Source organism: Pseudomonas sp. PSB18 (assembly GCF_014596565.1).
In the GTDB taxonomy this organism is placed as follows: domain Bacteria; phylum Pseudomonadota; class Gammaproteobacteria; order Pseudomonadales; family Pseudomonadaceae; genus Aquipseudomonas.
In genome coordinates this window covers 142436-165428 of the sequence record NZ_NOIN01000010.1, presented here as the reverse complement: position 1 = coordinate 165428, position 22993 = coordinate 142436, and the positions used below count along the sequence as shown (strand labels likewise).

Below are 22993 nucleotides of genomic sequence, written 5' to 3'. Positions count from 1 at the left end.
GGACCGGCAGCAACTGGGTGCCGGCGGTGCCTTTGCCGCCGTCGAGCTTGATCGAGTACAGGCCCAGCACGTCCATGCCGAACCCCACCGGGCCCTGGGTGAAACCGGACTTGGCGTCGAGGATGAAGCTCTGGGTCCATTCCTCGGCCTTGCCTTGGGCATTGTTCGGGTTGATGAAGTTGCGGTTGAAGTAGGCGTTGCGCAGGGTCAGCGTAGCCTTGGCGTCGTCGACGAAACCTTCGGCGTGGACGGCGGTTGGCAGGAACGCGGCCAGGCCGCTGCAGCCGAGCAAGAGCATTGCGGGACTGGAATGGAGAAGGGTACGGCGGGTTGGACGGTGGTCTGGCGAAAAACGGACACGTGTGCTCACTATGACGGCTCCTACTTTTTTGTTGTTTTTATTTTTGTCATACGTCGTCGTACAACATGGCGTGGATTATTTGTGGCTCGCTGCGCGTTGTCAACTGGCCATGATCGGAATTATCCAACTGGGCGATGCTTGAAAGTCGCCTGCACCGATGGTTGCAACAGAGGGGAGTGCAGAACGAGGCCTTGATGGCGGCTCGATGCAGGTAGCGGCTTGGCCTGAAGGTTATGCGATGACTGGTCTAAGACATTGGTCGAATGGCCCCCTCGCCACAAGGAGCGACTCCCACAAGCAATCCCGGTGTTTTCGACAGTGGGTGAATGCTAGTCTTGGGCATCGCTGTTGCCAGGGAGCCCTCATGGGCAATCACAAGATCGAGATTCGTCGCAGTAACGTCGAGAAAATCCTGCTGGCCGCCGAGAAGGTCTTTGCCGAGAAAGGCTTCGGCGGCACCGCCATGGCCGACATCGCGGCTGAAGTGCAGTTGCCCCGTTCCAACCTGCATTACTACTTCAGCACCAAGAGCGAGCTGTACAGCGCCGTGCTGTTCGATCTGCTGGAAGTCTGGAAGCAGGACGCCTTGTGCTTCGAAATGTTCGACGATCCGCGGGTGGTGCTCAGCAGCTACATCCGCGCCAAGATGAACCACTCCCGCAGTCGGCCCTATGGTTCGAAGGTCTGGGCCAACGAAGTGATTCATGGTGCGCCCACGCTGGGGCAGGCGCTGGACGCCAGCCTCTATGAATGGGCCAAGATGAAGGAAGCGAAGATTCGCCAGTGGGTGGAGGACAAACGCATCCTGCCGGTGGAGCCGTCGAGCCTGCTTTACATGATCTGGGCGTCGACCCAGCATTACGCCGACTTCGACCACCAGATCAACATCCTCAACGATCATCAGCCATTGTCGGACATGCAGTTCGAGCGGGCGGTGCAGACGGTGACCGGGGTGATCTTGCGGGGGATCGGGTTGGAGCCCTGAAACTGTGGTGTGGCTGAGGGCGTCATCGCGAGCAGGCTCGCTCCCACATTGGAAATGCGATCCCTTGTGGGAGCGAGCCTGCTCGCGATGGCGCCAGTCCAGACAGCGCAGCTCTCAAACGGCTACGTGATAGGGATTACGCGGATCATGGTCCCAATCCAGAAACGGCTTGCCCGTTTCCACCGGGATCATCTCGATGCAATCCTGCACCGGGCAGGTAATCTGGCACAGGTTGCAGCCTACGCATTCTTCATCGATCACTTCATATTTGTGCGTTCCGTCTGTCTGCTTGTGGCTGGCAATGGCCTGGTGAGAAGTGTCTTCGCAGGCGATGTGGCAGCGGCCGCAACCGATGCAGGCCTCCTGGTCGATTTTGGCGATGACCTGGTAGTTGATGTCCAGGTATTTCCAGTCGGTGGTGTTGCCCACCGCGCGACCGGAGAATGCCTGGAGATTGGCGTGCCCCTGGCTGTCCATCCAACGTGACAGGCCGTCTTTCATCTCTTCGACGATGCGAAAACCGTGCAGCATCGCCGCCGTGCACACCTGCACCGCGCCGCTGCCCAGGGCGATGAATTCCGCGGCGTCGCGCCAACTGCCGATGCCGCCGATGCCGCAGATGGGCAAGCCGCGGGTTTGAGGGTCACGGGCGATTTCCGCCACCATGTTCAGTGCGATCGGCTTGACCGCCGAGCCGCAGTAACCGCCATGGGTGCTCTGGCTGCCGACGGTGGGCAGCGCGACCATCCGCTCCAGATCGACGCTGGTGATGGAGTTGATGGTGTTGATCAGCGACACCGCATCCGCGCCACCGCGGTGGGCCGCCCGGGCGGCGACGCGGATGTCGGTGATGTTCGGTGTGAGCTTGACGATCACCGGCAGCGAACAATAGGTCTTGCACCAGCGGGTCACCTGCTCGACGTACTCCGGCACCTGGCCGACCGCCGCCCCCATGCCCCGTTCCGGCATGCCGTGGGGGCAACCGAAGTTCAGCTCGATACCGTCGGCGCCGGTGGCTTCCACCAGGGGCAGGATGTGTTTCCAGGACTCCTCGACACAGGGCACCATCAGCGACACGATCAATGCCCGATCCGGCCAGTCCTTCTTCACCTGGGTGATTTCCCGCAGGTTGATCTCCAGGGAGCGATCAGTGATCAGCTCGATGTTATTGATGCCCAACACCTCGCGATTCGCGCCGAAGTGCGCCGAGTAGCGCGACGACACGTTCACCGCCGCCGGGTCTTCCCCCAGGGTTTTCCAGACCACGCCACCCCAGCCGGCCTCGAAGGCACGCACCACGTTGTAGGCCTTGTCGGTGGGCGGCGCGGAGGCCAGCCAGAACGGGTTGGGGGCTTTGATGCCGGCGAAGACAATCGACAGATCGGCCATTTACGCAGCCTCCACGTTGAGCATGAGTTGGGCATTGATTGCCTCGGCGGCCAGTTTGCCGTGCTGCACCGCCTGCACGGTGAGGTCCTGGTCCAGGCTGGTGCAATCGCCGCCGGCATACACGCCGGGGATACTGGTGCGCAGTTGTTCGTCCACCAGGATCCGTCCGTTCTGGCGCTGGAGTTCTCGGGCCAGCGGGTCCGCCAGTGCGTCCTCGTCGAAAGCCTGGCCGATCGCCTTGAAAATGCCGTCGGCGGGGAGGTCGAACGTGTCGGCATCGATGACCAGCCGGCCATTTTCCAGGTGGGTGCGGGAGAAGCGCATGCCCCGCACGTGTCCGGCATCGTCGAGCAGCACCTGTTGCGGTTGCGCCCAGGTCAGCAGGCGGACCTGATTGGCCTTGGCAATGTCCTGTTCGTGGCCGGTCGCGCCCATGTCCTCAAGCCCGCGACGGTAAACCAGGCTGACGTCACGGGCGCCGAGGCGCGCCATCTGCACGGCCATGTCGATGGCGGTGTTGCCGGCACCGAGCACGATGCAACGGTCGGCCAACGGCAACTGGCTGAGATCGTCGGCCTGGCGCAGCTCGCGAATGTAGTCAGTGGCGGCCAGCAACCCCGGCGCTTGTTCATCGCTCAGGCCCAGTTGTTTGCTGGCGGCCAGGCCGAGGCCGAGGAACACCGCGTCGAACTGTTGGTGCAGTTCGCTCAGGCTGAGGTTCTCGCCCAGCTTCTGACCGTGACGGATTTCGATGCCGCCGATCTCCAGCAGGAAGTCCAGTTCGTGTTGGGCGTAATCGTCCACCAGTTTGTACTTGGCGATCCCATACTCGTTGAGACCGCCGGCCTTGTCTTGGGCTTCGAACATCACCACGTCATGGCCATGCATCGCACTGCGATGAGCGCAGGACAAGCCCGCCGGGCCGGCACCGACCACGGCGATGCGCTTGCCGGTAGTGGCGGCCCGTCTGAACGGGTGTTCGCTGAAGTGGGCATTGTCCACGGCGTAGCGTTGCAACAGGCCGATCAACACCGGGGCGCATTCTTGGCTATTGTTGCGCACGCAGGCTTGCTGGCACAGGATTTCCGTAGGGCAAACCCGGGCGCAACTGCCGCCGAGAATGTTGGCCGAGAGTATTTTCTGGGCCGCGCCCTGGACGTTGTCTTGATGGATGTTGCGGATGAACGAAGGAATATCGATGTCGCTTGGACACGCGTTCACGCACGGGGCGTCGTAGCAGTACAGGCATCGGGACGCTTCCAGATGGGCTTGCCTGGCGTTGAGCGGTGGCGCCAGGTCGCTGAAGCGGGCGGCGAGGGTAGTCGGGTCTTCCTGGGAATGGGGAAGGTGGCTCAAGGGCTGGATCATGGAATGGGCCTCACGGTGTTGGAGGTGCTGCCTCTGATGGGCAGTGTTTTTCTGGGAGCTGCGCTGGCCCCATCGCGAGCAGGCTCGCTCCCACATTGGAAATGCGCTCCCCTGTGGAAGCGAGCCTGCTCGCGATCGGCCGAAGGCCGCTGTCAGCGTTTAACGGCAGTGGGCCTTTGCAACTCAGCCCGCTTGCTCAGTAAGTCGAACACCGCCGGATACGCCGGTCGTTCGATGTAGCGCCCGACCCCGCGCTCGGCCCGCAGGTCTCCGTCGGCCCACACCAGCCGACCCTGGCTGATGGTATGGCTGGGCACGCCGCGCACGGTCTTGCCTTCGAAGATGTTGAAGTCCACCTGCTGATGGTGGGTCTTGGCCGAAATCGTGCGGCTGCCTTGGGGATCCCAGAGCACCAGGTCGGCGTCGGCACCGACGCGGATCGCCCCTTTGCGGGGATAGAGATTGAAGATCTTCGCGGTGTTGGTGGAGGTCAGTGCGACGAAATCCTGCATCGACAACTTGCCGCTGTTGACTCCTTCGTCCCAGAGCACGGCCATGCGGTCTTCGATGCCGGCGGTGCCGTTGGGGATCTTGCTGAAATCGTCGCGGCCGGCGGCTTTCTGTTCGGCGCAGAAACAGCAATGGTCGGTGGCGGTGGTGTGCAGGTTGCCCGATTGCAAGCCGTGCCACAGCGCCTCTTGATGCCCGCGGGGGCGGAAGGGTGGGCTCATCACGTAACCGGCGGCGGTCTGCCAGTCGGGGTGGCGATAAACGCTGTCGTCCAGCAGCAGGTGTCCGGCGAGCACTTCACCGTAGACCGGTTGGCCTTTGCTGCGGGCATAGGTGATTTCGTCCAGCGCCTCCTTGGTGGAAACGTGTACCAGGTACAGCGGCGTGCCCAGCGTCTCGGCAATGCGGATGGCCCGGCTCGCGGCTTCGCCTTCCACTTGCGATGGCCGTGACAGCGGGTGGGCTTCGGGCCCGGTGATGCCCTGGGCCAACAGCTTGCGTTGCAGGTGGTAGACCAGCTCGCCGTTCTCGGCATGCACCGTGGGCACCGCGCCCAGTTCCAGGCAGCGCTCGAAGCTCGCCACCAGGGTGTCATCGGCGGCCATGATCGCGTTCTTGTAAGCCATGAAATGCTTGAAGCTGTTCACACCGTGATGGTTGACCAGCTCGGCCATTTCTTCACGGACCTGCTCGCTCCACCAGGTGATCGCGACGTGAAAACCGTAGTCGCTGGCACTTTTCTCGGCCCAGCCGCGCCATTGGTGAAAGGCTTCCATCAGCGATTGCTGGGGATTGGGAATCACGAAGTCGATGATCGATGTGGTCCCTCCGGCCAGGCCTGCGGCGGTACCACTGAAGAAGTCCTCGCTGGCGACCGTGCCCATGAACGGTAACTGCATATGGGTATGGGGATCGATGCCGCCAGGCATCAGGTATTGACCGCTGCCATCGAGCACTTCGACCGCTGCCGGAACATCCAGGTTTTCGCCGATGGCCTTGATCATGCCGTCGGCACAGAACACATCGGCGCGGTAACTTTCATCATGGGTAATGACGGTGGCGCCACGGATCAACAGAGACATTCCGAGTTCCTCGCAGGCATGACCGACTGAATGTCGGTTCTTTATGTTTTATAGATCACGATTTGGCGGATGAGCAGTTGAGCAGGTTCTTGATCCTGTCATGACTGTCAGGATTAGACGCTAGCTGGAGTTATTGAAATGATCAAGATTATTTTAAATAAGTTGTTTGTGTGTATAACTTGTTGAAAATTAAAGACTAATTATTTAAATCACCAAAATGATGAGGGCGCTCACCATTTTGACGCACTTGACAGGATCGTTATTTGAGCGAGATTTGTCATGGTAAATCAGCGGCTTGAAAGCTGTGGACGTGCGCTCTAGACACATTGCATTCATTCGAGGCGCACCACTTTGAATCCCGGGCTCGACAGAATGCGCACGTCATCTAGCCTGAAGACGGCACCAGCACAATGCAGCAGGGCCCTTGAATGGCTGTTTTATCTCAGGGATTCAGAGAGTTGTAACGCTTATATCGATCGACCGGTCAACTCGGCGCGCTATTCGGCACGGTAATTGAGTGTCCGCGTTGCCAAGCGGGGTCGTCGGTCACCAGCGTGCTTTACATGCAAGTACTCCGGCCATCGCCCCGTCGATGAGCAAAAATAATGAAAACAGTGGAGCGGACATGACCAGATCAACTGTGACCGAGCGCGACGGGTTGTTCGAGCTTGACGCCGGCAGCGACGTACTCGAGAGCCCCCGTTACAACCACGACATCGCGCCGACGAAGGTGCATGAGCGAACCTGGAACAAATGGCACATCACCGCACTGTGGGTCGGCATGGCGATCTGCGTGCCGACCTACACCCTCGGCGGTGTACTCACCGCCTATTTCGGCCTGACGGTGGGCGAGGCGCTGCTGGCGATTCTGTTCGCCAACATCATCGTACTGATTCCCCTGACCCTGAACGCCTTTGCCGGGACCCAATACGGCATTCCGTTTCCGGTGCTGTTGCGCTCGTCCTTCGGGGTCATCGGTTCCAACGTCCCTTGCCTGATCCGCGCCCTGGTGGCGTGCGGCTGGTTCGGGATCCAGACCATGTTCGGCGGGCTGGCGATCCACCTGTTTCTCGGTTCGGTGTTCGACGGCTGGAAGAGCCTGGGGGGCACGGGTGAGGTACTCGGTTTCATGATGTTCTGGGTCATGAACCTGTGGGTGGTGTTGCGCGGGGCCGAATCGATCAAGTGGCTGGAAACCCTGTCTGCGCCGCTGCTGGTGCTGGTGGGGGCCGGCCTGCTGGTGTGGGCCTTGCCCAACGTCTCCCTGACCGAACTGATGGCGGTGCCGGCCAAACGGCCCGAGGGTGCCGGCGTGACCAGCTACTTCCTGGCGGGGCTGACGGCCATGGTCGGTTTCTGGGCGACCCTGTCGTTGAACATTCCGGACTTCAGCCGGTACGCCAAGAGCCAGAAGGACCAGATCGTGGGGCAGATCATCGGCTTGCCCCTGACCATGTTCCTGTTCGCCTCCCTCGGCGTGGTCATGACCGCCGCCTCGGAAAAACTGGTGGGCGTGACCGTCTCCGATCCGGTGACCTTGATCGGGCATATCCAGAGCCCGTTGTGGGTCGCGCTGGCCATGGTGCTGATCATCGTCGCCACGCTCTCGACCAACACCGCCGCCAACATCGTCTCGCCCACCAATGACTTCCAGAACCTGGCGCCCAAGCTGATCGGCCGTTCCAAGGCGGTGATGCTGACCGGGCTGGTGGGGCTGGCGCTGATGGCCCACGAACTGCTGAAAAAACTCGGCTGGATTGTCTCCGACGTCAGCCTTGAATCGGTGTATTCCAACTGGCTGCTGGGGTATTCGAGCCTGCTGGGGCCGATTGCCGGGATCATGGTGGTGGATTACTTCCTGATCAAGAAGCAACAGCTGGACCTGGCCGGGTTGTACCGCGACGACGTTTATCCCGCGTGGAACTGGAACGGTTTCATCGCTTTCGGCGTGCCGGTGGCATTGACGCTGCTGTCCCTGGGAAGTGATGCGTTCAACTGGTTCTACAGCTACGGCTGGTTCACCGGCTCGGCACTGGGCGGGGTGATCTATTACGGGTTGTGCAGTTTGCGTGCGAGCCCATCCGTCGCCAAATCCGCCGTGTAGAGGAGGGCCCCTTCGCGAGCAGGCTCGCTCCCACATGTGCAATGAATTCCCCTGTGGGAGCGAGCCTGATCGCGATGGCGGCTTCGAATACAGCGAAACACTGGAAGAAAGGAGATCTTATGAACGCCGCCCTCGACGTCCTGCAATCCACCCATCAACACATCAACCGCGATCGCCTCTGGCAGTCGCTCATGGATCTGGCCCAATTGGGCGCCACGGTCAAGGGCGGTGTATGCCGGTTGGCCTTGACCGACCTGGACCGCCAGGCCCGGGACCTGTTCGTGCAGTGGGCCGAGGCGGCCGGCTGCACCGTCAGCATCGATGCGGTGGGCAATATTTTCGCCCGTCGTCCGGGGCGCAATCCGATCCTGCCACCGGTGATGACCGGCAGTCACATCGATACCCAGCCCACTGGTGGCAAGTTCGATGGTTGCTTCGGCGTGCTGTCCGGGTTGGAAGTGCTGCGCACCCTCAATGACCTGAACATCGAAACCGAAGCACCGCTGGAAGTGGTGGTGTGGACCAACGAAGAAGGCTCGCGCTTCGCGCCGTGCATGATGGGGTCCGGGGTGTTCGCGGAGAAATTCACCCTCGAAGAGACCCTCGCCAAGGTCGACGCCGAAGGCATCACCGTGGGGCAAGCGCTGAATGCCATCGGCTATGCCGGTCCTCGCCAGGTCACCGGTCATCCGGTGGGCGCCTATTTCGAGGCGCACATCGAACAGGGCCCGATCCTGGAAGACGAACACAAGACCATCGGCATCGTCATGGGCGCACTGGGGCAGAAGTGGTTCGACCTCTCGCTGCGAGGTGTCGAGGCCCATGCCGGTCCGACCCCGATGCACCTGCGCAAGGACGCCCTGGTTGGCGCCTCGATCATTGTCGGTGCCGTCAACCGCGCCGCCCTCGGCCATCAACCCCATGCCTGCGGCACCGTCGGTTGCCTGCAGGCCTATCCGGGCTCGCGCAACGTCATTCCGGGCGAAGTGCGCATGACCCTGGATTTCCGTCATCTGGAACCGGCACGGCTGGACTCGATGATCGCCGAGGTCAAGCAGGTCATCGACGACACCTGCCGGCAACACGGCCTGACGTATGAGTTGACCCCCACCGCCGACTTCCCACCGTTGTATTTCGACCCGGGTTGTGTCGACGCCGTACGCGGGGCAGCCCAGGGGCTGGGCCTGTCCCATATGGAAATCGTCAGCGGCGCCGGCCATGACGCGATTTTCCTGGCCGAGCTGGGCCCGGCGGGGATGATTTTCGTGCCTTGTGAAGGCGGGATCAGCCACAACGAGATTGAAAACGCCGCCCCCGACGACCTTGCCGCCGGCTGCGCGGTACTGCTGCGGGCAATGCTGGCCGCTTCCCAGGCCATTGCCGAGGGACGCATGGCGGCTTGAACGAGCGAATCGGCGACTTCGCCACCGCCCACAAGGGAACGCACGGCGACCACGGACGGTCGTAACCTCCATGCGCTTCTGACCTATGGAGACCCAATGAGCCAGGACGTCCCGACCACGGAGACCAATCGTCGTCAATTGCTGCAAATCATCGCCGGACTGTCGGACGGGGTGATGTTGATCGAAGTCGACCAGACCATCGCCTGGGCCAACGAGGCCGTGCTGAACATGCACGGGGTCAAGAGCCTCGCGGACCTGGGTGCAAATGCCCGGGAGTATGCCCGGCGCTTCAATTTGCGTTATCGCAACAACCACCCCTTGACGGAGGACAACTACCCCATCGCCCGGGTCGCCCGTGGCGATGAGTTCAGCGATGTGCTGGTGGAGGTCACGCCGGTGGCCGATCCGGACCGCACCTGGGTCCACCGCATCCGCAGCATGGTGTTGACCGATCGTAACGACGCACCGACGTTGCTGGTGCTGATCCTCAGCGACGCCACGGAGTGGGCCAGCGCCGAACAGCGCTTCGAGAAGACCTTCGGCGCCAACCCGGCGCCGGCGGTGATCTGCCGCCTCAGCGACCTGCGCTACATCAAGGTCAACCAGGGCTTCCTGGAGATGACCGGCTACAGCCGCGAACAGGTGATCGGCCGTTCGGTCTACGAGTTGGATGTGCTGGAGGCCGCCGAGCGCCGTGAGCTGGCCATCGAGCGCCTGGGGCAGGGCGCAACCATTCCGCAGATGCAGGCCGAACTGAGATTGCCGGAAGGCACGAGCAAGCAAGTGATCGTCGCCGGCCAGCCACTGGACCTGCACGACGAAGATTGCATGCTGTTTTCCTTCATGGACATGGAGCCGCGACGCAAGGCCGAAACGGCCCTGCGCCAGAGCGAGGAGCGCTTTGCCAAGTCGTTTCGCCTGTCCCCCGTGCCCACCCTGGTGTGCAGCGCCGAGCAACTGTTGCTGGAAATCAACGAGGCCTTCCTCGACACCACCGGGTACGCCAGCGAAGAACTCTTTGGCAAGACCGTGGCGGAAATCGGCTTTCTCGACAAGGACGCCAGTGCCACGCTGTTTGCCCGCCTGGAGAAAACCGCGACGGTGTCCAATGTCGATGTCAAGGTCCGCAAGAAGGGTGGCGAAATGATCGACTGTGAGGTGGCGGCCGACACTGTGATCATCCAGGACCAACCGTGTTACCTGCTGGTCCTGGTGAACATCACCGAACGCAAACGCTCGCAACTGGAGCTGGTGGCAGCGATCGAGGAAGTGATGAAGGATGCGTCCTGGTTCAGCCGTACGCTGATTGAAAAGCTGGCCAACGTGAAGAGCATCAACACGCAATTGCCCAGCACCTCCTACACCGAACTGACTGCTCGCGAGCGTGATGTGCTCGGGCTCATTTGCCAGGGCCTGGCGGACAAGGAGATCGCCGCACGCTTGAAGCTGGCGCCTAATACCGTGCGAAACCACGTTGCCACGCTGTACTCGAAACTGGATGTTCACAGCCGCAGCGAGGCCATTGTCTGGGCCCGGGAGCGAGGTCTTTTCGGAAATGACTGGAACATGAAGGCACCATGATAGCCAGTGCAAATGCACCGGAATGGTTAGTGCAAATTCGGGTATCTGGCGGGCAGGCGGCTGCTTAGGATGTGAGGGTGCGGCACTTTCAAGTGGTGCCGCGTCCCCACGAAACAGTCAAGGAATACGCCGTAATGTGTAATGATCGAAGCCAACGTGCCATCGACAGGATGTCTGCTGAAACCCGGGGCCCGGCGTTGTTTGCCGGTCCTTTGTGTGCCTGGTTTTGAGGGGGCAGACCATGACCCAATTGGCTCCCCTGCGTGCCCGACTCGAAGAAAGTTTCTCGCCGCTGTCCTGCGAATGCAGCCTCAACGGCGACGGTACCCTGACCGTCCGTCTTTATCGCCGTGAAAGCGGGGAGGTGGACCTGGTGGTGAGCGGCTTGAATCTCGACAGTGTTCGCTCGGAAGAAAGCCTGGCGAAGCTGATCGACGAATTGCGGTATGAGCTGCAGAGCACCCCGGGGCATCGCAACGATCCCGTGTAGATAATCAACTGAATGCAGTCTTCTGTGGCGAGGGGATTTATCCCCGCTGGGTCGCGGAGCGGCCCCTCCTAAGTTCGTCGATCACGTGACTATTTTTGGGCTGCTTCGCACCCCAGCGGGGCGGTGCGACGTTTCGCTAAATCCCCTCGCCACAGGTGGACTGGGTTCGATCTTTACAACAGCGTCGCCCGGCAATCGAGCGCCAGCCGCGCGCCGCCGTATTCGCTGCTGCCCACCTCCAATGTGAAGCCGTGCAAATTGACAATCGCCGCGACGATCGACAGGCCCAGGCCAAACCCGCCATGGTGACTGCTGCCCTCGGCGCGATAGAAGCGGCGGAACACGGCCTTGCGCTCTGGCTCCGGAATGCCGGGGCCGGAGTCGAGTACTTCGATGCGGGTGCTATCGCCCTGGTCGATACCGCGCAGAATCACTTTGCCTCCCGCCGGGGTGAACTTGATGGAGTTGCTCAACAGGTTCGACACTGCCTCGAACAACAAGGCCCGGTCGCCGTTCAGCAGGGGCAGGGTCTCGGGCACTTCGAGGCTGAAGAACAGCTCGCCTTCCTCGGCCAGGGGCAGATAGAAGTCATGCAGTTCCTGTAGCAACTGCAGCGGGTCGACGCGCACGAAGCCCGAGCGACGCTGCTGGTCTTCCAATTCGGAGATCCGCAGCAAGCCTCGGAACCGCGCCATCAGGGTATCGGTCTCGGCAATCACCTGATCCATCTGCAAGGCCTCGGGGGATCCATCCGCGGCTTGCTGCTGGATACGATAAAGCTGGGCACGCAGGCGGGTCAGCGGCGTGCGCAGGTCGTGGGCGATGTTGTCGCACACGCCCTTGACCTCGTTCATCAGGCGTTCGATGCGATCGAGCATGGCATTGACGATTGCCGCCAGCATGTCCAGCTCATCCCGCCGGCTCGACAGCGGCAGACGATGGGTCAGGTCGCCGGCGACGATGGCCTCGGCACTGGCCTGCAGTTTACGGATGCGCTGCAGCGGTCGGCGGCGCAAGAGATGCCAACCGGCAATCCCCGGCAGAATGGTCAGCGACACCCCCCACAACAGCGCGTGGAGGATGATGCGGGTCACCGCGAAGAGTGAGCCGTTGTCCCGCGCCAGTACCAGCCAGCGCCCGTCCTGGGTCCGGCTCGCCACGGCATCGCAACTGTCGGAGGGTACGCTCGGGTCGTCGTAGTCGACACAATCGCCGAGTATGTGGATTTTGCCGTCCAGCGGCAGGTCGGTGGGAATCCGCAGGATCGGCCCGCTCAGGTGCCGCAGTTGGGGATCGAACAGGCCGTAGGCGTCGACACCGCGGTCGTCCAGGGTCAGGCTGGCCATGAGCGCGTCTTCCAGCTGATCGCCGTGGATGCGGGCGAACAGGTGCTGGCGCTGCATCAGGGAGTGCTTGGCCAGGCTGTCGAGGTAGCCGAATACCTCGTAATACATCACCCCCATCAGGATCGCGCTCCAGAGCACGAACAGTGCACTGTACAGTGCCAGCAGGCGGCTGCTGGAAGAGCGCCAGCCCTTAGCAGGGTTCAGCAATGACATAGCCCGAACCCCGCACGGTGCGAATCAGCGGTTCCAGGCCCGGCGGATCGATTTTCTTGCGCAGGCGACCGATATGGACGTCGATCAGGTTGGTGCCGGGGTCGAAGTGATAGCCCCAGACTTCCTCGAAAATCATCATGCGTGAAAGAATCTGCCCGCTGTTGCGCATCAGGAACTCCAGCAGTTTGTATTCGGTGGGCAGCAGGCTGAGCAGTTGCCCGTTGCGGCTGGCCTCGCGGCTGATCAGATCCAGTTCCAGATCGGCCACCCGCAGGATGGTTTCCGGCTCCCGGGCGCCGTTGTTGCGCCGCAGCAGTACTTCGACGCGGGCGGCCATTTCATCGGTGGCGAACGGTTTGGTCAGGTAATCGTCGCCACCGGCCCGCAGGCCACGGACACGCTCGTCAACATCGGAAAGGGCGCTGATCATCAGGATCGGTGTCGCCACGCCCATGGTGCGCAATGTCGTGACGATCACCAGGCCGTCGAGCTCGGGCAGCATGCGGTCGAGGGTAATCAGGTCGTAGTCACCGCTCACCGCGCGTTCCAGGCCTTCGCGACCGTTATCGACCCAGTCGACGTTGAGGCCGTTACGGGTCAGCTCGGCAACGATTTCACGGGCGGTCACGGCGTCGTCTTCGATGGTCAGGATGCGGTTCATGGGCGGTACCGAGTTGAGAAATTGATGCCATTGCGCAGCATTCTGCCAAAGAAAACCTGTCGGCTTTCTGAAAAAAAGTTCATGGACGGGCAAGCGGTTTCACTGGCCTGGATCAACACTTGGTCACAAATAATCCCTAACATGAATCGGGTGCGCACTATATGTTGCGTCCGTTGCCCTGCTTTGGCGCGCTGTCGCTGTCGGGTACCGACGCTAACCGGTGATGGTGTGCCGCAAGGAGCCGAGACCTCACCGGTCTTCAATAAAGCATTCAATAAAAGCATCAAGGAAGAGCAGCATCATGCAGCCTCAAGACCTTCTACGCCAAAAATTCGATATCCAGCCGTTGACCCGGCCCGACATGACGGTGCACCTGGACGGGCGCATCGTCAATGCCGCCCGGGGCGAAACCGTCCTGACCGTCATCCAGTCCCAGGGCCAACGCCAGGTGGCCCGCAACGATCATGGCCAGATCAGCGGCGCCTACTGCGGCATGGGCGTCTGCCAATGCTGCCTGGTCAGGATCGACGGCCGTCACAAGCGTCGCGCCTGCCAGACCCAGGTGCGCCCCGGCATGCAGATCGAAACCCGGACCAACCGCATCGTCGAAACGGAGGCGCCATGAACCTCGATCCGGTGATTGTCGGCGGTGGGCCGGCGGGTATGGCGGCCGCCATCGAGCTGGCGGCACATGGGCTGCGCTGCACCTTGCTTGAAGAGGCGCCGCGCTTGGGTGGCGTGGTGTATCGAGGGCCATTGCGCGACGGCGTCAGCCTCGACTACCTGGGACCGCGCTACAGCGAAGCCCTGGAAAAACTCCACGGCGAGTTCGACCGGCACGCCGGGCTGATTGACGTCCGGCTCAACCACCGCGTCGTCGGGGCCGAGGGGTTGCGCGCGCTGATGTTGCTCGATGCCGAGGAGCGCGTGTGCGAGGTCGCCTATTCCCATCTGGTCCTGGCGGCCGGTTGTCATGAGCGCAGTGTGCCGTTCCCCGGCTGGACGTTGCCGGGGGTGATGTTGCTCGGTGGCCTGCAACTGCAGATCAAGAGCGGGGTGGTCAAGCCGCCGAGCCCGGTGGTGATCGCCGGTACCGGTCCGTTGCTGCCGCTGGTGGCGTGTCAGCTGCATGCCGCGGGGGTGGCCGTGGCCGGTGTCTATGAAGCCTGCGCATTCGGCCGGATCGCCAGGGAAAGCCTGGCGTTGCTGAACAAGCCGCAGCTTTTCCTCGATGGCCTGAGCATGCTGGCCTACCTCAAGCGTTATCGCATACCCCTGCGTTATGGCTGGGGCTTGGTGCAGGCCCATGGCGAGGGCGAATTGAATATGGTCACCGTCGCGCCGTATTCCAGCGACTGGGAGCCCGACCTCGAACGTGCCGAACAAGTGCCGGCCCAGACGCTGGCGGTCGGCTACGGTTTCATTCCGCGTACCCAGTTGAGCCAGCAGATGGGCCTGGAACATGGCTTCAGCGACGATGGCTACCTGCGGGCGGTGTCCGATGCCTGGCAGCAAAGCAGCGAGGCGCACATCCACCTGGCCGGTGACATGGGCGGGATTCGTGGCGGTGAAGCGGCCATGTTGAGCGGGCGTATTGCCGCGCTGTCGGTCCTGATGCAATGCAATGTGCTGGATTCCCGTGCCGCGCTCGAGCGCCGCGGGCAGTATCAGGCGAAGTTGGACCGGATCATCCGCTTCCGTGCCGCCGTGGACCGCTACACCCGGCGCGGTGCCGGGCAAATCGCGTTGCCGACGGCCGACACGGTGATCTGCCGCTGTGAGCACGCCACCCGCGCCGACATCGACCGGGCCCTGGAACAGGGCGTGCAGGACATGGCCAGCCTGAAGATGCGCACCCGCGTGAGCATGGGCGATTGCCAGGGGCGGATGTGCGTGGGGTACTGCAGCGACCGCCTGCGCGAAGCCACCGGGCGTGCCGATGTCGGCTGGCTGCGACCACGCTTTCCGATCGATCCGATACCGTTTTCAGCGTTCCGCAATGTTGGCATGGAGGCCGCCCGGCATGACTAAGCATCCAGAGACCCGGGACTACGATGTGGTCATCGCCGGTGGCGGCGTGATCGGCGCGTCCTGTGCCTACCAGTTGTCCAAGCGCAAGCACCTGAAAGTCGCCCTGATCGACGCCAAGCGTCCCGGTAACGCGACCCGCGCTTCGGCCGGCGGTCTGTGGGCCATTGGCGAGTCGGTGGGGTTGGGGTGCGGGGTGATCTTCTTTCGCATGATGTCGGCCAACCGCAAGCGCCAGACCCAGGGAGCGGCCGTGGCAGTGGATGCCAGCACGCCACATATCCTGCCGCAGTCGTTCTTCGACTTTGCCTTGCAGTCCAACGCGATGTACCCCCAACTGCACCGGGAACTGCTGGACAACCATGGCATGGATATCAAGTTCGAGGAAACCGGGCTCAAGTTCGTGATCTACGATGATGAGGATCGCTTGTATGCCGAGCACATCGTCGCCTGCATCCCCCACCTGGCCGATCAGGTGCGCTGGCTTGACCAGACCGCCCTGCGCGAGGCCGAGCCCAGCGTCAGCCATGAGGCCCGGGGAGCCCTGGAATTCCTGTGCGATCACCAGGTCAGCCCGTTCCGGCTGGCCGACGCTTACACCGAAGGTGCCCGGCAGAATGGTGTCGACCTGTACTTCAATACCCACGTTACCGAGGTGTTGCGCAGCGGGGCGCGGGTGACGGGAGTAAAAACCGCCGAGGCCGGAACCTTCAATTGCCGGACCCTGATCAATGCCACCGGTGCCTGGGCGGCGGACCTGAGCGAGCAGGCCACCGGCGTGCGGATTCCCGTCAAGCCGGTCAAGGGGCAGATCCTGCTGACCGAGCGCATGCCGAAGCTTCTCAACGGCTGCCTGACCACCAGCGACTGCTACGTGGCGCAGAAAGACAACGGCGAGATCCTCATCGGCAGCACCACCGAGGACAAGGGCTTCGACGTGACCACTACCTATCCAGAGATCGAGGGGCTGGTGCAGGGAGCGATGCGGTGCATCCCGCAACTGGCCGACATCAACCTCAAGCGAACCTGGGCCGGTCTGCGCCCGGGGTCTCCCGATGAGTTGCCGATCCTGGGGCCGATGCGAGGCGTGGAAGGCTACCTCAATGCCTGCGGGCATTTCCGTACGGGCATCCTGACCTCGGCCATCACCGGGGTCCTGCTGGACAGGCTGGTAAACAACGAGCCGCTGCCGCTGGATATCACGCCGTTCCTGGCGGATCGCTTCGAGGTGGCGACAAGGGTTGCTGAAGCCAAGAAGGTGGAGTTGGCCTGAGACAGCGAGCCAGTGTTGTGAACGCAGAACTTGCAGCCACCCCGGGAACTCTGTGGGAGCAAAGCTTGCTCGCGATTGCGATAAGCGAGTCAGCAACAATGTTGACTGGTCTGCCACTGTCGCGAGCAAGCTTTGCTCCCACAGGGATGGGTTGTAGGTCGAGCGTCAATCCTCGAACCCCACCTGTTCATGAATCTCATCGACCTTGAGTTCCAGCCGATAGGCCACAGCAATGAACAAGGCCTGGCACAGGCACAGGGTGGCGCTCAGCGAGCGGAAGGCGAAGGAGCTGCCTTCGTTCACCAGCAGCACGGTGTTGGCCCGTTTCGCCAGGGGCGACAGGTTGCTGTCGGTGATGATCAGCGTCTTGGCCTGGTGATGTTGGGCGATGCGCAGACAGTGCTGGGTTTCCTTGCCGTAGGGCGTGAAGCTGATGGCGATCACCAGGTCATTGGCCCGCACACTGCGCATCTGCTCGCGATAACTGCCCCCCAGGCCGGAAACCAGATGGATACGCTTGTTGGTGTGCTGCAGGTTATAGACCAGGTAATCGGCCACCGCGAAGGAGCGTCGCACGCCCACCACATAGATGTTGTCGGCATTGACCACCAGGTCGACAGCCTTGTCGAACGCCTGGTCGTCCAGCTCCAGCCCCAGCCGCTCGATGCCCGACAGCGTGGCATTGATGCATTCGCGTGCCAGGTCGCCGCCGCTGGCTTTCTGCGACTTGTTGGCGATCATGCTGCGAATGCGTTGCTGGTAGTTCTGTACCGGCGTGGTCTTATGGGTGTAGGCCTCGCGGAACAAGGCCTGCATCTCGCTGAACCCGCTGAAGCCGAACCGTTGGGAGAAGCGCACGATGGCCGACGGATGCACTTCGCACTCGCGGGCGATGTCGCTGATGCGATCCACCATGATCCGGTCGCTTTGCTGGCTCATGTAGCTGGCAATGCGCTTGAGCTGGCGCGGCAGGCTTTCATATTCATCGGTGATCAGTTGCAACAGACGCTCGGCATTGATCGGTGGGCTGGCGAGGGCGGCCTCGGACGCGCTCTCGGATGGCGCCGGCAGATCGGGGCGGGTCATAGATAATCCTTCTGGCTTGTTCTTATAGGGCCGTCCGCTAAAAGACCGGTCCTCGACAATAAGTTGGCTGCTCGCAGTCTACAGCGTAGGCGCAGGGAAAATCATGACGGGTAACGTCGCAATCCATGACTGAAACGACGCACTGCGTCTGATACAGCTGATTGGAAGTTTATTGGAAAAAATATTCCACATAAAAAATTTATAGAAAAATTATTGATTGTTGGGCCTTGCTCGTTTTAGTCTGCATCCACCAAGAGCGTTGGCGCCGGTCCGGCAGCGAACGCAGGCTGATAAAAATAACAGGAGCCAGCATGGGCCAGACTCGTTTTGCCAGTGGGCGTCAATTGGATGTGATCTGCCTGGGACGCCTGGGCGTGGACCTGTACGCGCAGCAAGTCGGGGCGCGGCTGGAGGATGTGTCGAGCTTCGCCAAATACCTGGGCGGCTCGTCGGCCAACATCGCTTTCGGTACCGCGCGACTTGGGCTCAGGTCCGCGATGTTGAGCCGGGTTGGGGATGACCACATGGGTCGTTTCCTGGTGGAATCCCTGGCGCGCGAAGGCTGCGATGTCAGCGGCATCAAGGTCGACCCTGAGCGCCTGACCGCCCTGGTCTTGCTGGGTATCAAGGATCGGGAAACCTTTCCCTTGGTGTTCTACCGGGAAAACTGTGCCGACATGGCGCTGCGCGCTGAAGACATTGACGAGGCCTTCATCGCCTCGAGCAAGGCCCTGCTGATCACCGGCACTCATTTCTCTACCGAAGGCGTCTACAAGGCCAGCCTCCAGGCGCTGGATCATGCCGCCAGACACAACGTCAAACGCATACTGGACATCGACTACCGGCCGGTGCTCTGGGGCCTGACGGGCAAGGCCGATGGGGAAACCCGTTTCGTCGCCGACCAGAAAGTCAGCCAGCATGTGCAAGGCATCCTGCCGCGTTTCGACCTGATCGTCGGCACCGAAGAAGAATTCCTGATTGCCGGCGGCAGCGAAGATCTGCTGACGGCGCTGCGTACCGTCCGTTCGCTGACGGCGGCCACCCTGGTGGTCAAGCTCGGCCCGCAGGGTTGCACGGTGATTCACGGCGCCATCCCGGCCCGACTCGAGGATGGCGCCATTTATCCGGGGGTCCGGGTCGAAGTCCTGAATGTACTGGGCGCTGGCGATGCGTTCATGTCGGGCTTCCTCGCCGGCTGGCTGGAGGACGCCAGCGATGAGCGCTGCTGCCAATTGGCCAACGCCTGTGGCGGCCTGGTGGTGTCGCGTCACGGCTGCGCGCCGGCGATGCCGACCCGGGCCGAACTCGACTATCTGTTTGATAGCCCGGTGCCGATCACCCGGCCGGACCAGGACCTTGTGCTGCAGCGGTTGCATCAGGTCAGCGTACCGCGCAAGGCCTGGAAGCAACTGTTCATCTTTGCCTTCGATCATCGTTGGCAATTGGTGGAACTGGCGCAAAAGGGAGATCGAGACCTGAGTTGCATTGGTGCACTCAAGCAACTGTTCATCCAGGCGGTGGAACGGGTCGAAGCCGACCTGCAGCGCCAGGGCGTCGAGGCCGATGTCGGGCTGCTGGCCGACCAACGCTTTGGCCAGGACTCGTTGAACGCCGCCACCGGGCGCGGCTGGTGGGTCGCGCGACCGGTGGAAGTACAAGGCTCGCGGCCGCTGGCGTTCGAGCACGGGCGCTCCATCGGCAGCAATCTGATCGCCTGGCCCAGCGAGCAAATCATCAAGTGCCTGGTGCAGTTCCACCCCGATGACGAACCGCTGCTGCGCCTGGAGCAGGAGGCGCAATTGATGGGGCTCTACAAGGCCTCCCAGGTCAGCGGTCATGAACTGCTGCTGGAGGTGATTCCACCGAAGGATCATCCCTCGCAGCATCCTGATGTGCTGTACCGCGCGCTCAAGCGCCTCTACAACCTGGGCATCTACCCGGCATGGTGGAAGATCGAAGCCCAGACTGCCGATGAGTGGAAGCAGCTCGACGAGCTGATCCAGCAGCGTGATCCCTATTGTCGGGGTGTGGTGCTCCTGGGGCTCAACGCGCCGGCCGCCACCTTGGCCGAGGGTTTTCGCCAGGCCAGCCAGAGCACGACGTGCCGGGGATTTGCCGTGGGTCGCACGATTTTCCAGGAGCCGAGCCGGGCCTGGCTGGCGGGGGAAATCGATGACGAAACCCTGATCCAGCAGGTGCAGGGCAGGTTTGTGGAGTTGATCGAGGCGTGGCGTGCTGCCCGGGCGTGACCCATGCAGCGGGCCTTTGTGGCGAGGGGATTTATCCCCGCTAGGCTGCGAAGCAGCCCCAAAGCAGCCGACTCAATCTGCCTGACACACCGAGCCGCATGGTTTTAGGGCTGCTTCGCAGCCCAGCGGGGATAAATCCCCTCGCCACAGTGCTGTGTTCACAAATGTATTTAGTATGAAAACAATAAAAGGTGCAGCCATGCCCGCTATTCGAATTGGCATCAACCCGATTTCCTGGAGCAACGACGACTTGCCGTCCCTGGGCGGTGAGACGCCGTTGAGCACCGCGCTGAGCGAAGGCAAGGCCATCGGCTACGAGGGGTTCGAGCTCAATGGCAAGTTTCCCAAGGACGCCAAGGGCGTCGGCGATGTCCTGCGTCCCTATGACCTGGCGCTGGTGTCCGGTTGGTACTCCAGTCGCCTGGCCCGGCGCTCGGCGGCCGAGGAAATCGACGCGATTGCCGCCCATGTGCAGTTGCTGGCGCAAAACGGCGCCACGGTGCTGGTCTATGGCGAAGTCGCCGACTCTATCCAAGGCCAGCGCATCCCCCTGATCGAGCGGCCGCGCTTCCACACCGACGGCGCCTGGCAGACCTATGCCGACAAGCTGACCGAATTGGCCCGCTTTACCCTGTCCCAGGGCGTGCGCCTGGCGTATCACCATCACATGGGGGCCTACGTCGAATCGCCCTCGGACATCGACAAACTGATGGCCCTGACCGGCAGTGAGGTCGGCCTGCTGTTCGACTCGGGTCACTGCTACATGGGCGGCGGCGAGCCGCTGCAGGTGTTGCGCAAGCACATCGAGCGGGTCTGTCATGTGCACTTCAAGGATGTACGCAAGCCGGTGGTGCAACTGGCGCGCAACCATCTGTGGAGCTTCCCGGACTGCATCGTCAACGGCACCTTTACCGTGCCGGGGGACGGCGACATTGATTTCGCCGCGTTGCTGGACGTCCTGCTGGCCGGCGATTACCAGGGTTGGCTGGTGGTGGAAGCCGAGCAGGATCCGGCGGTTGCACCGAGTTATATCTACGCCAAGAAGGGTTACGACACCTTGCGCGCCTTGCTGCAGGAAAGGAGTTCGTCATGAGTCTGTTGATCAAGAACCAGCCCGGTGGCCGGACCATGGTCCAACTGCCCCAGGGCGAGCTGGAATACGTCGGGTTCGCGGCCTACCGCCTGAGCCTCGGCGAAACCCTGCCGGTGGCCGCCGGTGACAAGGAGTTGTGCCTGGTGCTGCTCAGTGGTCGCATCAGCCTCAAGGGCGAAGCGCCAGGGCAGGGCAGCTTCGCCTGGGACAACCTCGGCGATCGCCAGTCGGTGTTCGAGGATAAGTCGCCCTATGCCGCCTACCTGCCGCCCGGCAGCCAGGCCCAGGTGATCGCCTTGAGCGACGTACAGGTCGCCGTCTGTGCCGCTCCGGGTTCCAGCCGGAACGATTACGGCCCACGGCTGATCCGTCCCGACAGCATGAAGCGCAGCGTGCGCGGCAAGGGGGCGAACACCCGGTATGTCTGCGACATCCTGCCGGACAGCGAACCTGCCCACTCGTTGCTGGTGGTGGAAGTGCGCACGCCGTCGGGCCACTCGTCGAGCTATCCACCCCACAAGCACGACACCGACGACCTGCCGCACCAGAGTTTCCTGGAAGAAACCTACTATCACCAGGTCAACCCATCCCAAGGCTTCGTGTTCCAGCGGGTCTACACCGACGACCGCAGTATCGACCAGGCCATGGCCGTGGAGAACGGCGACCTGGTGGTGGTACCCAAGGGCTACCATCCGGTCAGCGTGCCTTATGGGTACGAGTCGTACTACCTGAACGTCATGGCCGGCCCGAAGCGGGTCTGGCAGTTCCATAACGACCCGCAGCACAGTTGGTTGCTGGATCTCTGAACATCGTTTGCTGCCCGTTCACCCAAGCCGTTTCGTATGGATACTGGAGGGATAACAATATGAATAAGCCCCTGCGTTTTGCCTTGAACCGAATGGTCGCTCCGCGCCTGTCGTTGCCCGAATTCATCGATCTGGCCCTGGCCCTGAAAACCGACGCCATCGAGATTCGCAATGACCTGAAAGGCGTCGAGATCGAGAACGGCATGGCGCCTGCCCGTGTGCGCGAGTTGTGCGAGGAGCGGGGCATCAAGGTGCTGTCGATCAACGCCCTCTATCCCTTCGATGTGTGGAACGAGGAGCGTCGCGCCCAGGCCGTGAGACTGGCCGACTATGCGCGCGAATGTGGCGCCAAGGGCCTGGTCATGTGCCCGCTCAATGACCGTGCCGACCCACGCAGCGAGGCCGAGCGCGCGGCGGGGTTGCGTACGGCGCTCAGCGAACTGGCGCCGATCCTGCGGGCCTTTGGCATCTACGGCTTCATCGAGCCCCTGGGGTTCGAGGAGTGCTCGTTGCGCCGCAAGGGGACGGCGGTGGATGCGATCAAGGCTATCGGCGGGCTGGATGTATTCCGCCTGGTGCACGATACCTTTCACCACCATCTGGCGAGTGAACAAGCGTTCTTCCCCGAGCTGACCGGGCTGGTGCACATCTCCGGCGTGGAAGATGCCCAGGCGCCATTGGCGACGATCCGCGACGGCCACCGGGTGTTGGTGGGCAAGGCCGATATCCTCGGCAACGCCGCGCAGATCGAGGCGCTGCGGGCCGGTGGCTATGAAGGTTACTTCTCCTTCGAGCCGTTCGCCGAGAGCGTCCACGAAATGGCTGATATTCGCCAGGCATTGGGGGCGAGCATGAGCCATCTGCAGAATTCCCAGGCCTGACACGCCTCTCAAAAATGATGAGCCCCCTTGTGGGAGCGAGCCTGCTCGCGAAAGCGATCTCACATTCGACAGTGATGTTGTCTG

Annotated in this window: 19 protein-coding genes; 12 read left to right on the top strand and 7 right to left on the bottom strand. The window is 62.1% G+C overall.

The window, feature by feature from the left end; genetic code table 11:
* A partial coding sequence (locus CGA22_RS22210) for an OprD family outer membrane porin (protein ID WP_188258705.1) occupies positions 1 to 298 on the bottom strand: 298 nt, incomplete at its 3' end.
* A gap of 427 nt (positions 299 to 725) precedes the next feature.
* Here CGA22_RS22210 and CGA22_RS22205 point away from each other — a divergent pair.
* Positions 726 to 1346, top strand: coding sequence for a TetR/AcrR family transcriptional regulator (locus CGA22_RS22205; protein WP_041022160.1), 621 nt, complete (start codon positions 726 to 728; stop codon positions 1344 to 1346).
* A gap of 114 nt (positions 1347 to 1460) precedes the next feature.
* Here CGA22_RS22205 and preA read toward each other — a convergent pair whose 3' ends face one another.
* The 3 genes from preA to hydA form a co-directional block, all read right to left on the bottom strand.
* Positions 1461 to 2735, bottom strand: a complete 1275-nt coding sequence (gene preA, locus CGA22_RS22200; RefSeq protein WP_041022159.1) for an NAD-dependent dihydropyrimidine dehydrogenase subunit PreA — start codon at positions 2733 to 2735, stop codon at positions 1461 to 1463.
* The gene (locus CGA22_RS22195) at positions 2736 to 4103 is read right to left on the bottom strand and encodes an NAD(P)-dependent oxidoreductase (protein ID WP_041022158.1); all 1368 of its coding nucleotides are present in this window, start codon (positions 4101 to 4103) and stop codon (positions 2736 to 2738) included.
* Positions 4104 to 4255: 152 nt separating this feature from the next.
* Complete coding sequence (gene hydA, locus CGA22_RS22190; RefSeq protein ID WP_188258704.1) at positions 4256 to 5695, bottom strand: dihydropyrimidinase; 1440 nt, start codon at positions 5693 to 5695, stop codon at positions 4256 to 4258.
* Positions 5696 to 6320: 625 nt separating this feature from the next.
* On the opposite strand from hydA, the gene CGA22_RS22185 reads away from it, so the two are divergent.
* The 4 genes from CGA22_RS22185 (at position 6321) to CGA22_RS22170 (ending at position 11273) form a co-directional block, all read left to right on the top strand.
* A complete protein-coding gene (locus CGA22_RS22185; protein ID WP_041022157.1) occupies positions 6321 to 7799 on the top strand; it encodes an NCS1 family nucleobase:cation symporter-1 in 1479 nt (492 codons plus the stop codon).
* 119 nt (positions 7800 to 7918) lie between these two features.
* Complete coding sequence (locus CGA22_RS22180; protein ID WP_041022156.1) at positions 7919 to 9202, top strand: Zn-dependent hydrolase; 1284 nt, start codon at positions 7919 to 7921, stop codon at positions 9200 to 9202.
* A gap of 96 nt (positions 9203 to 9298) precedes the next feature.
* Positions 9299 to 10783: a helix-turn-helix transcriptional regulator gene (locus CGA22_RS22175; protein WP_041022155.1), complete on the top strand. Its 1485-nt coding sequence runs from the start codon at positions 9299 to 9301 to the stop codon at positions 10781 to 10783.
* 241 nt (positions 10784 to 11024) lie between these two features.
* On the top strand, positions 11025 to 11273 hold the full coding sequence (locus CGA22_RS22170; RefSeq protein WP_041022154.1) for a DUF1652 domain-containing protein: 249 nt from the start codon (positions 11025 to 11027) through the stop codon (positions 11271 to 11273).
* Between the two features lie 173 nt (positions 11274 to 11446).
* Here the strand turns inward: CGA22_RS22170 and CGA22_RS22165 are convergent, their stop codons facing one another.
* Complete coding sequence (locus CGA22_RS22165) at positions 11447 to 12832, bottom strand: sensor histidine kinase (protein WP_041022153.1); 1386 nt, start codon at positions 12830 to 12832, stop codon at positions 11447 to 11449.
* Positions 12810 to 13493 carry a response regulator transcription factor gene (locus CGA22_RS22160; RefSeq protein WP_041022152.1) on the bottom strand — a complete coding sequence of 228 codons (684 nt, stop codon included), beginning with the start codon at positions 13491 to 13493 and terminating at the stop codon, positions 12810 to 12812. The genes CGA22_RS22165 and CGA22_RS22160 overlap by 23 nt, the downstream gene beginning before the upstream one ends.
* Positions 13494 to 13794: 301 nt before the next feature.
* Between CGA22_RS22160 and hcnA the strand changes: the two genes are divergently transcribed.
* From hcnA to hcnC, 3 genes are read left to right on the top strand one after another with little or no spacing between them, the layout of a single operon-like run.
* Positions 13795 to 14118, top strand: coding sequence for a cyanide-forming glycine dehydrogenase subunit HcnA (hcnA, locus tag CGA22_RS22155; protein ID WP_041022151.1), 324 nt, complete (start codon positions 13795 to 13797; stop codon positions 14116 to 14118).
* A complete protein-coding gene (hcnB, locus tag CGA22_RS22150) occupies positions 14115 to 15524 on the top strand; it encodes a cyanide-forming glycine dehydrogenase subunit HcnB (RefSeq protein ID WP_041022150.1) in 1410 nt (469 codons plus the stop codon). The genes hcnA and hcnB overlap by 4 nt, the downstream gene beginning before the upstream one ends.
* Positions 15517 to 16794 carry a cyanide-forming glycine dehydrogenase subunit HcnC gene (hcnC, locus tag CGA22_RS22145; protein ID WP_041022149.1) on the top strand — a complete coding sequence of 426 codons (1278 nt, stop codon included), beginning with the start codon at positions 15517 to 15519 and terminating at the stop codon, positions 16792 to 16794. The genes hcnB and hcnC overlap by 8 nt, the downstream gene beginning before the upstream one ends.
* A 165-nt stretch (positions 16795 to 16959) precedes the next feature.
* Here the strand turns inward: hcnC and CGA22_RS22140 are convergent, their stop codons facing one another.
* Complete coding sequence (locus CGA22_RS22140; protein ID WP_041022148.1) at positions 16960 to 17880, bottom strand: MurR/RpiR family transcriptional regulator; 921 nt, start codon at positions 17878 to 17880, stop codon at positions 16960 to 16962.
* 311 nt (positions 17881 to 18191) lie between these two features.
* Between CGA22_RS22140 and CGA22_RS22135 the strand changes: the two genes are divergently transcribed.
* The 4 genes from CGA22_RS22135 to CGA22_RS22120 all read left to right on the top strand — a co-directional run bounded on the left by CGA22_RS22135 (position 18192) and on the right by CGA22_RS22120 (position 22909).
* Positions 18192 to 20129, top strand: a complete 1938-nt coding sequence (locus CGA22_RS22135) for a bifunctional 5-dehydro-2-deoxygluconokinase/5-dehydro-2-deoxyphosphogluconate aldolase (RefSeq protein WP_041022147.1) — start codon at positions 18192 to 18194, stop codon at positions 20127 to 20129.
* A gap of 199 nt (positions 20130 to 20328) precedes the next feature.
* A complete protein-coding gene (gene iolE / locus CGA22_RS22130; RefSeq protein WP_041022146.1) occupies positions 20329 to 21222 on the top strand; it encodes a myo-inosose-2 dehydratase in 894 nt (297 codons plus the stop codon).
* Positions 21219 to 22028 carry a 5-deoxy-glucuronate isomerase gene (gene iolB / locus CGA22_RS22125; RefSeq protein WP_041022145.1) on the top strand — a complete coding sequence of 270 codons (810 nt, stop codon included), beginning with the start codon at positions 21219 to 21221 and terminating at the stop codon, positions 22026 to 22028. The genes iolE and iolB overlap by 4 nt, the downstream gene beginning before the upstream one ends.
* A 59-nt stretch (positions 22029 to 22087) precedes the next feature.
* The gene (locus CGA22_RS22120; RefSeq protein WP_041022144.1) at positions 22088 to 22909 is read left to right on the top strand and encodes a TIM barrel protein; all 822 of its coding nucleotides are present in this window, start codon (positions 22088 to 22090) and stop codon (positions 22907 to 22909) included.
* Positions 22910 to 22993: the final 84 nt, after the last annotated feature.

Bases quoted from the DNA above. Each gene is read 5' to 3' on its own strand.
- preA (WP_041022159.1), bottom strand. From the start codon at position 2,735: ATGGCCGATCTGTCGATTGTCTTCGCCGGCATCAAAGCCCCCAACCCG.
- CGA22_RS22140 (WP_041022148.1), bottom strand. From the start codon at position 17,880: ATGACCCGCCCCGATCTGCCGGCGCCATCCGAGAGCGCGTCCGAGGCC.
- CGA22_RS22175 (WP_041022155.1), top strand. From the start codon at position 9,299: ATGAGCCAGGACGTCCCGACCACGGAGACCAATCGTCGTCAATTGCTG.
- CGA22_RS22120 (WP_041022144.1), top strand. From the start codon at position 22,088: ATGAATAAGCCCCTGCGTTTTGCCTTGAACCGAATGGTCGCTCCGCGC.
- CGA22_RS22170 (WP_041022154.1), top strand. From the start codon at position 11,025: ATGACCCAATTGGCTCCCCTGCGTGCCCGACTCGAAGAAAGTTTCTCG.
- CGA22_RS22205 (WP_041022160.1), top strand. From the start codon at position 726: ATGGGCAATCACAAGATCGAGATTCGTCGCAGTAACGTCGAGAAAATC.
- CGA22_RS22185 (WP_041022157.1), top strand. From the start codon at position 6,321: ATGACCAGATCAACTGTGACCGAGCGCGACGGGTTGTTCGAGCTTGAC.
- CGA22_RS22180 (WP_041022156.1), top strand. From the start codon at position 7,919: ATGAACGCCGCCCTCGACGTCCTGCAATCCACCCATCAACACATCAAC.
- CGA22_RS22195 (WP_041022158.1), bottom strand. From the start codon at position 4,103: ATGATCCAGCCCTTGAGCCACCTTCCCCATTCCCAGGAAGACCCGACT.
- CGA22_RS22165 (WP_041022153.1), bottom strand. From the start codon at position 12,832: ATGTCATTGCTGAACCCTGCTAAGGGCTGGCGCTCTTCCAGCAGCCGC.
- iolB (WP_041022145.1), top strand. From the start codon at position 21,219: ATGAGTCTGTTGATCAAGAACCAGCCCGGTGGCCGGACCATGGTCCAA.
- hydA (WP_188258704.1), bottom strand. From the start codon at position 5,695: ATGTCTCTGTTGATCCGTGGCGCCACCGTCATTACCCATGATGAAAGT.
- CGA22_RS22160 (WP_041022152.1), bottom strand. From the start codon at position 13,493: ATGAACCGCATCCTGACCATCGAAGACGACGCCGTGACCGCCCGTGAA.
- hcnC (WP_041022149.1), top strand. From the start codon at position 15,517: ATGACTAAGCATCCAGAGACCCGGGACTACGATGTGGTCATCGCCGGT.
- hcnB (WP_041022150.1), top strand. From the start codon at position 14,115: ATGAACCTCGATCCGGTGATTGTCGGCGGTGGGCCGGCGGGTATGGCG.
- iolE (WP_041022146.1), top strand. From the start codon at position 20,329: ATGCCCGCTATTCGAATTGGCATCAACCCGATTTCCTGGAGCAACGAC.
- CGA22_RS22135 (WP_041022147.1), top strand. From the start codon at position 18,192: ATGGGCCAGACTCGTTTTGCCAGTGGGCGTCAATTGGATGTGATCTGC.
- hcnA (WP_041022151.1), top strand. From the start codon at position 13,795: ATGCAGCCTCAAGACCTTCTACGCCAAAAATTCGATATCCAGCCGTTG.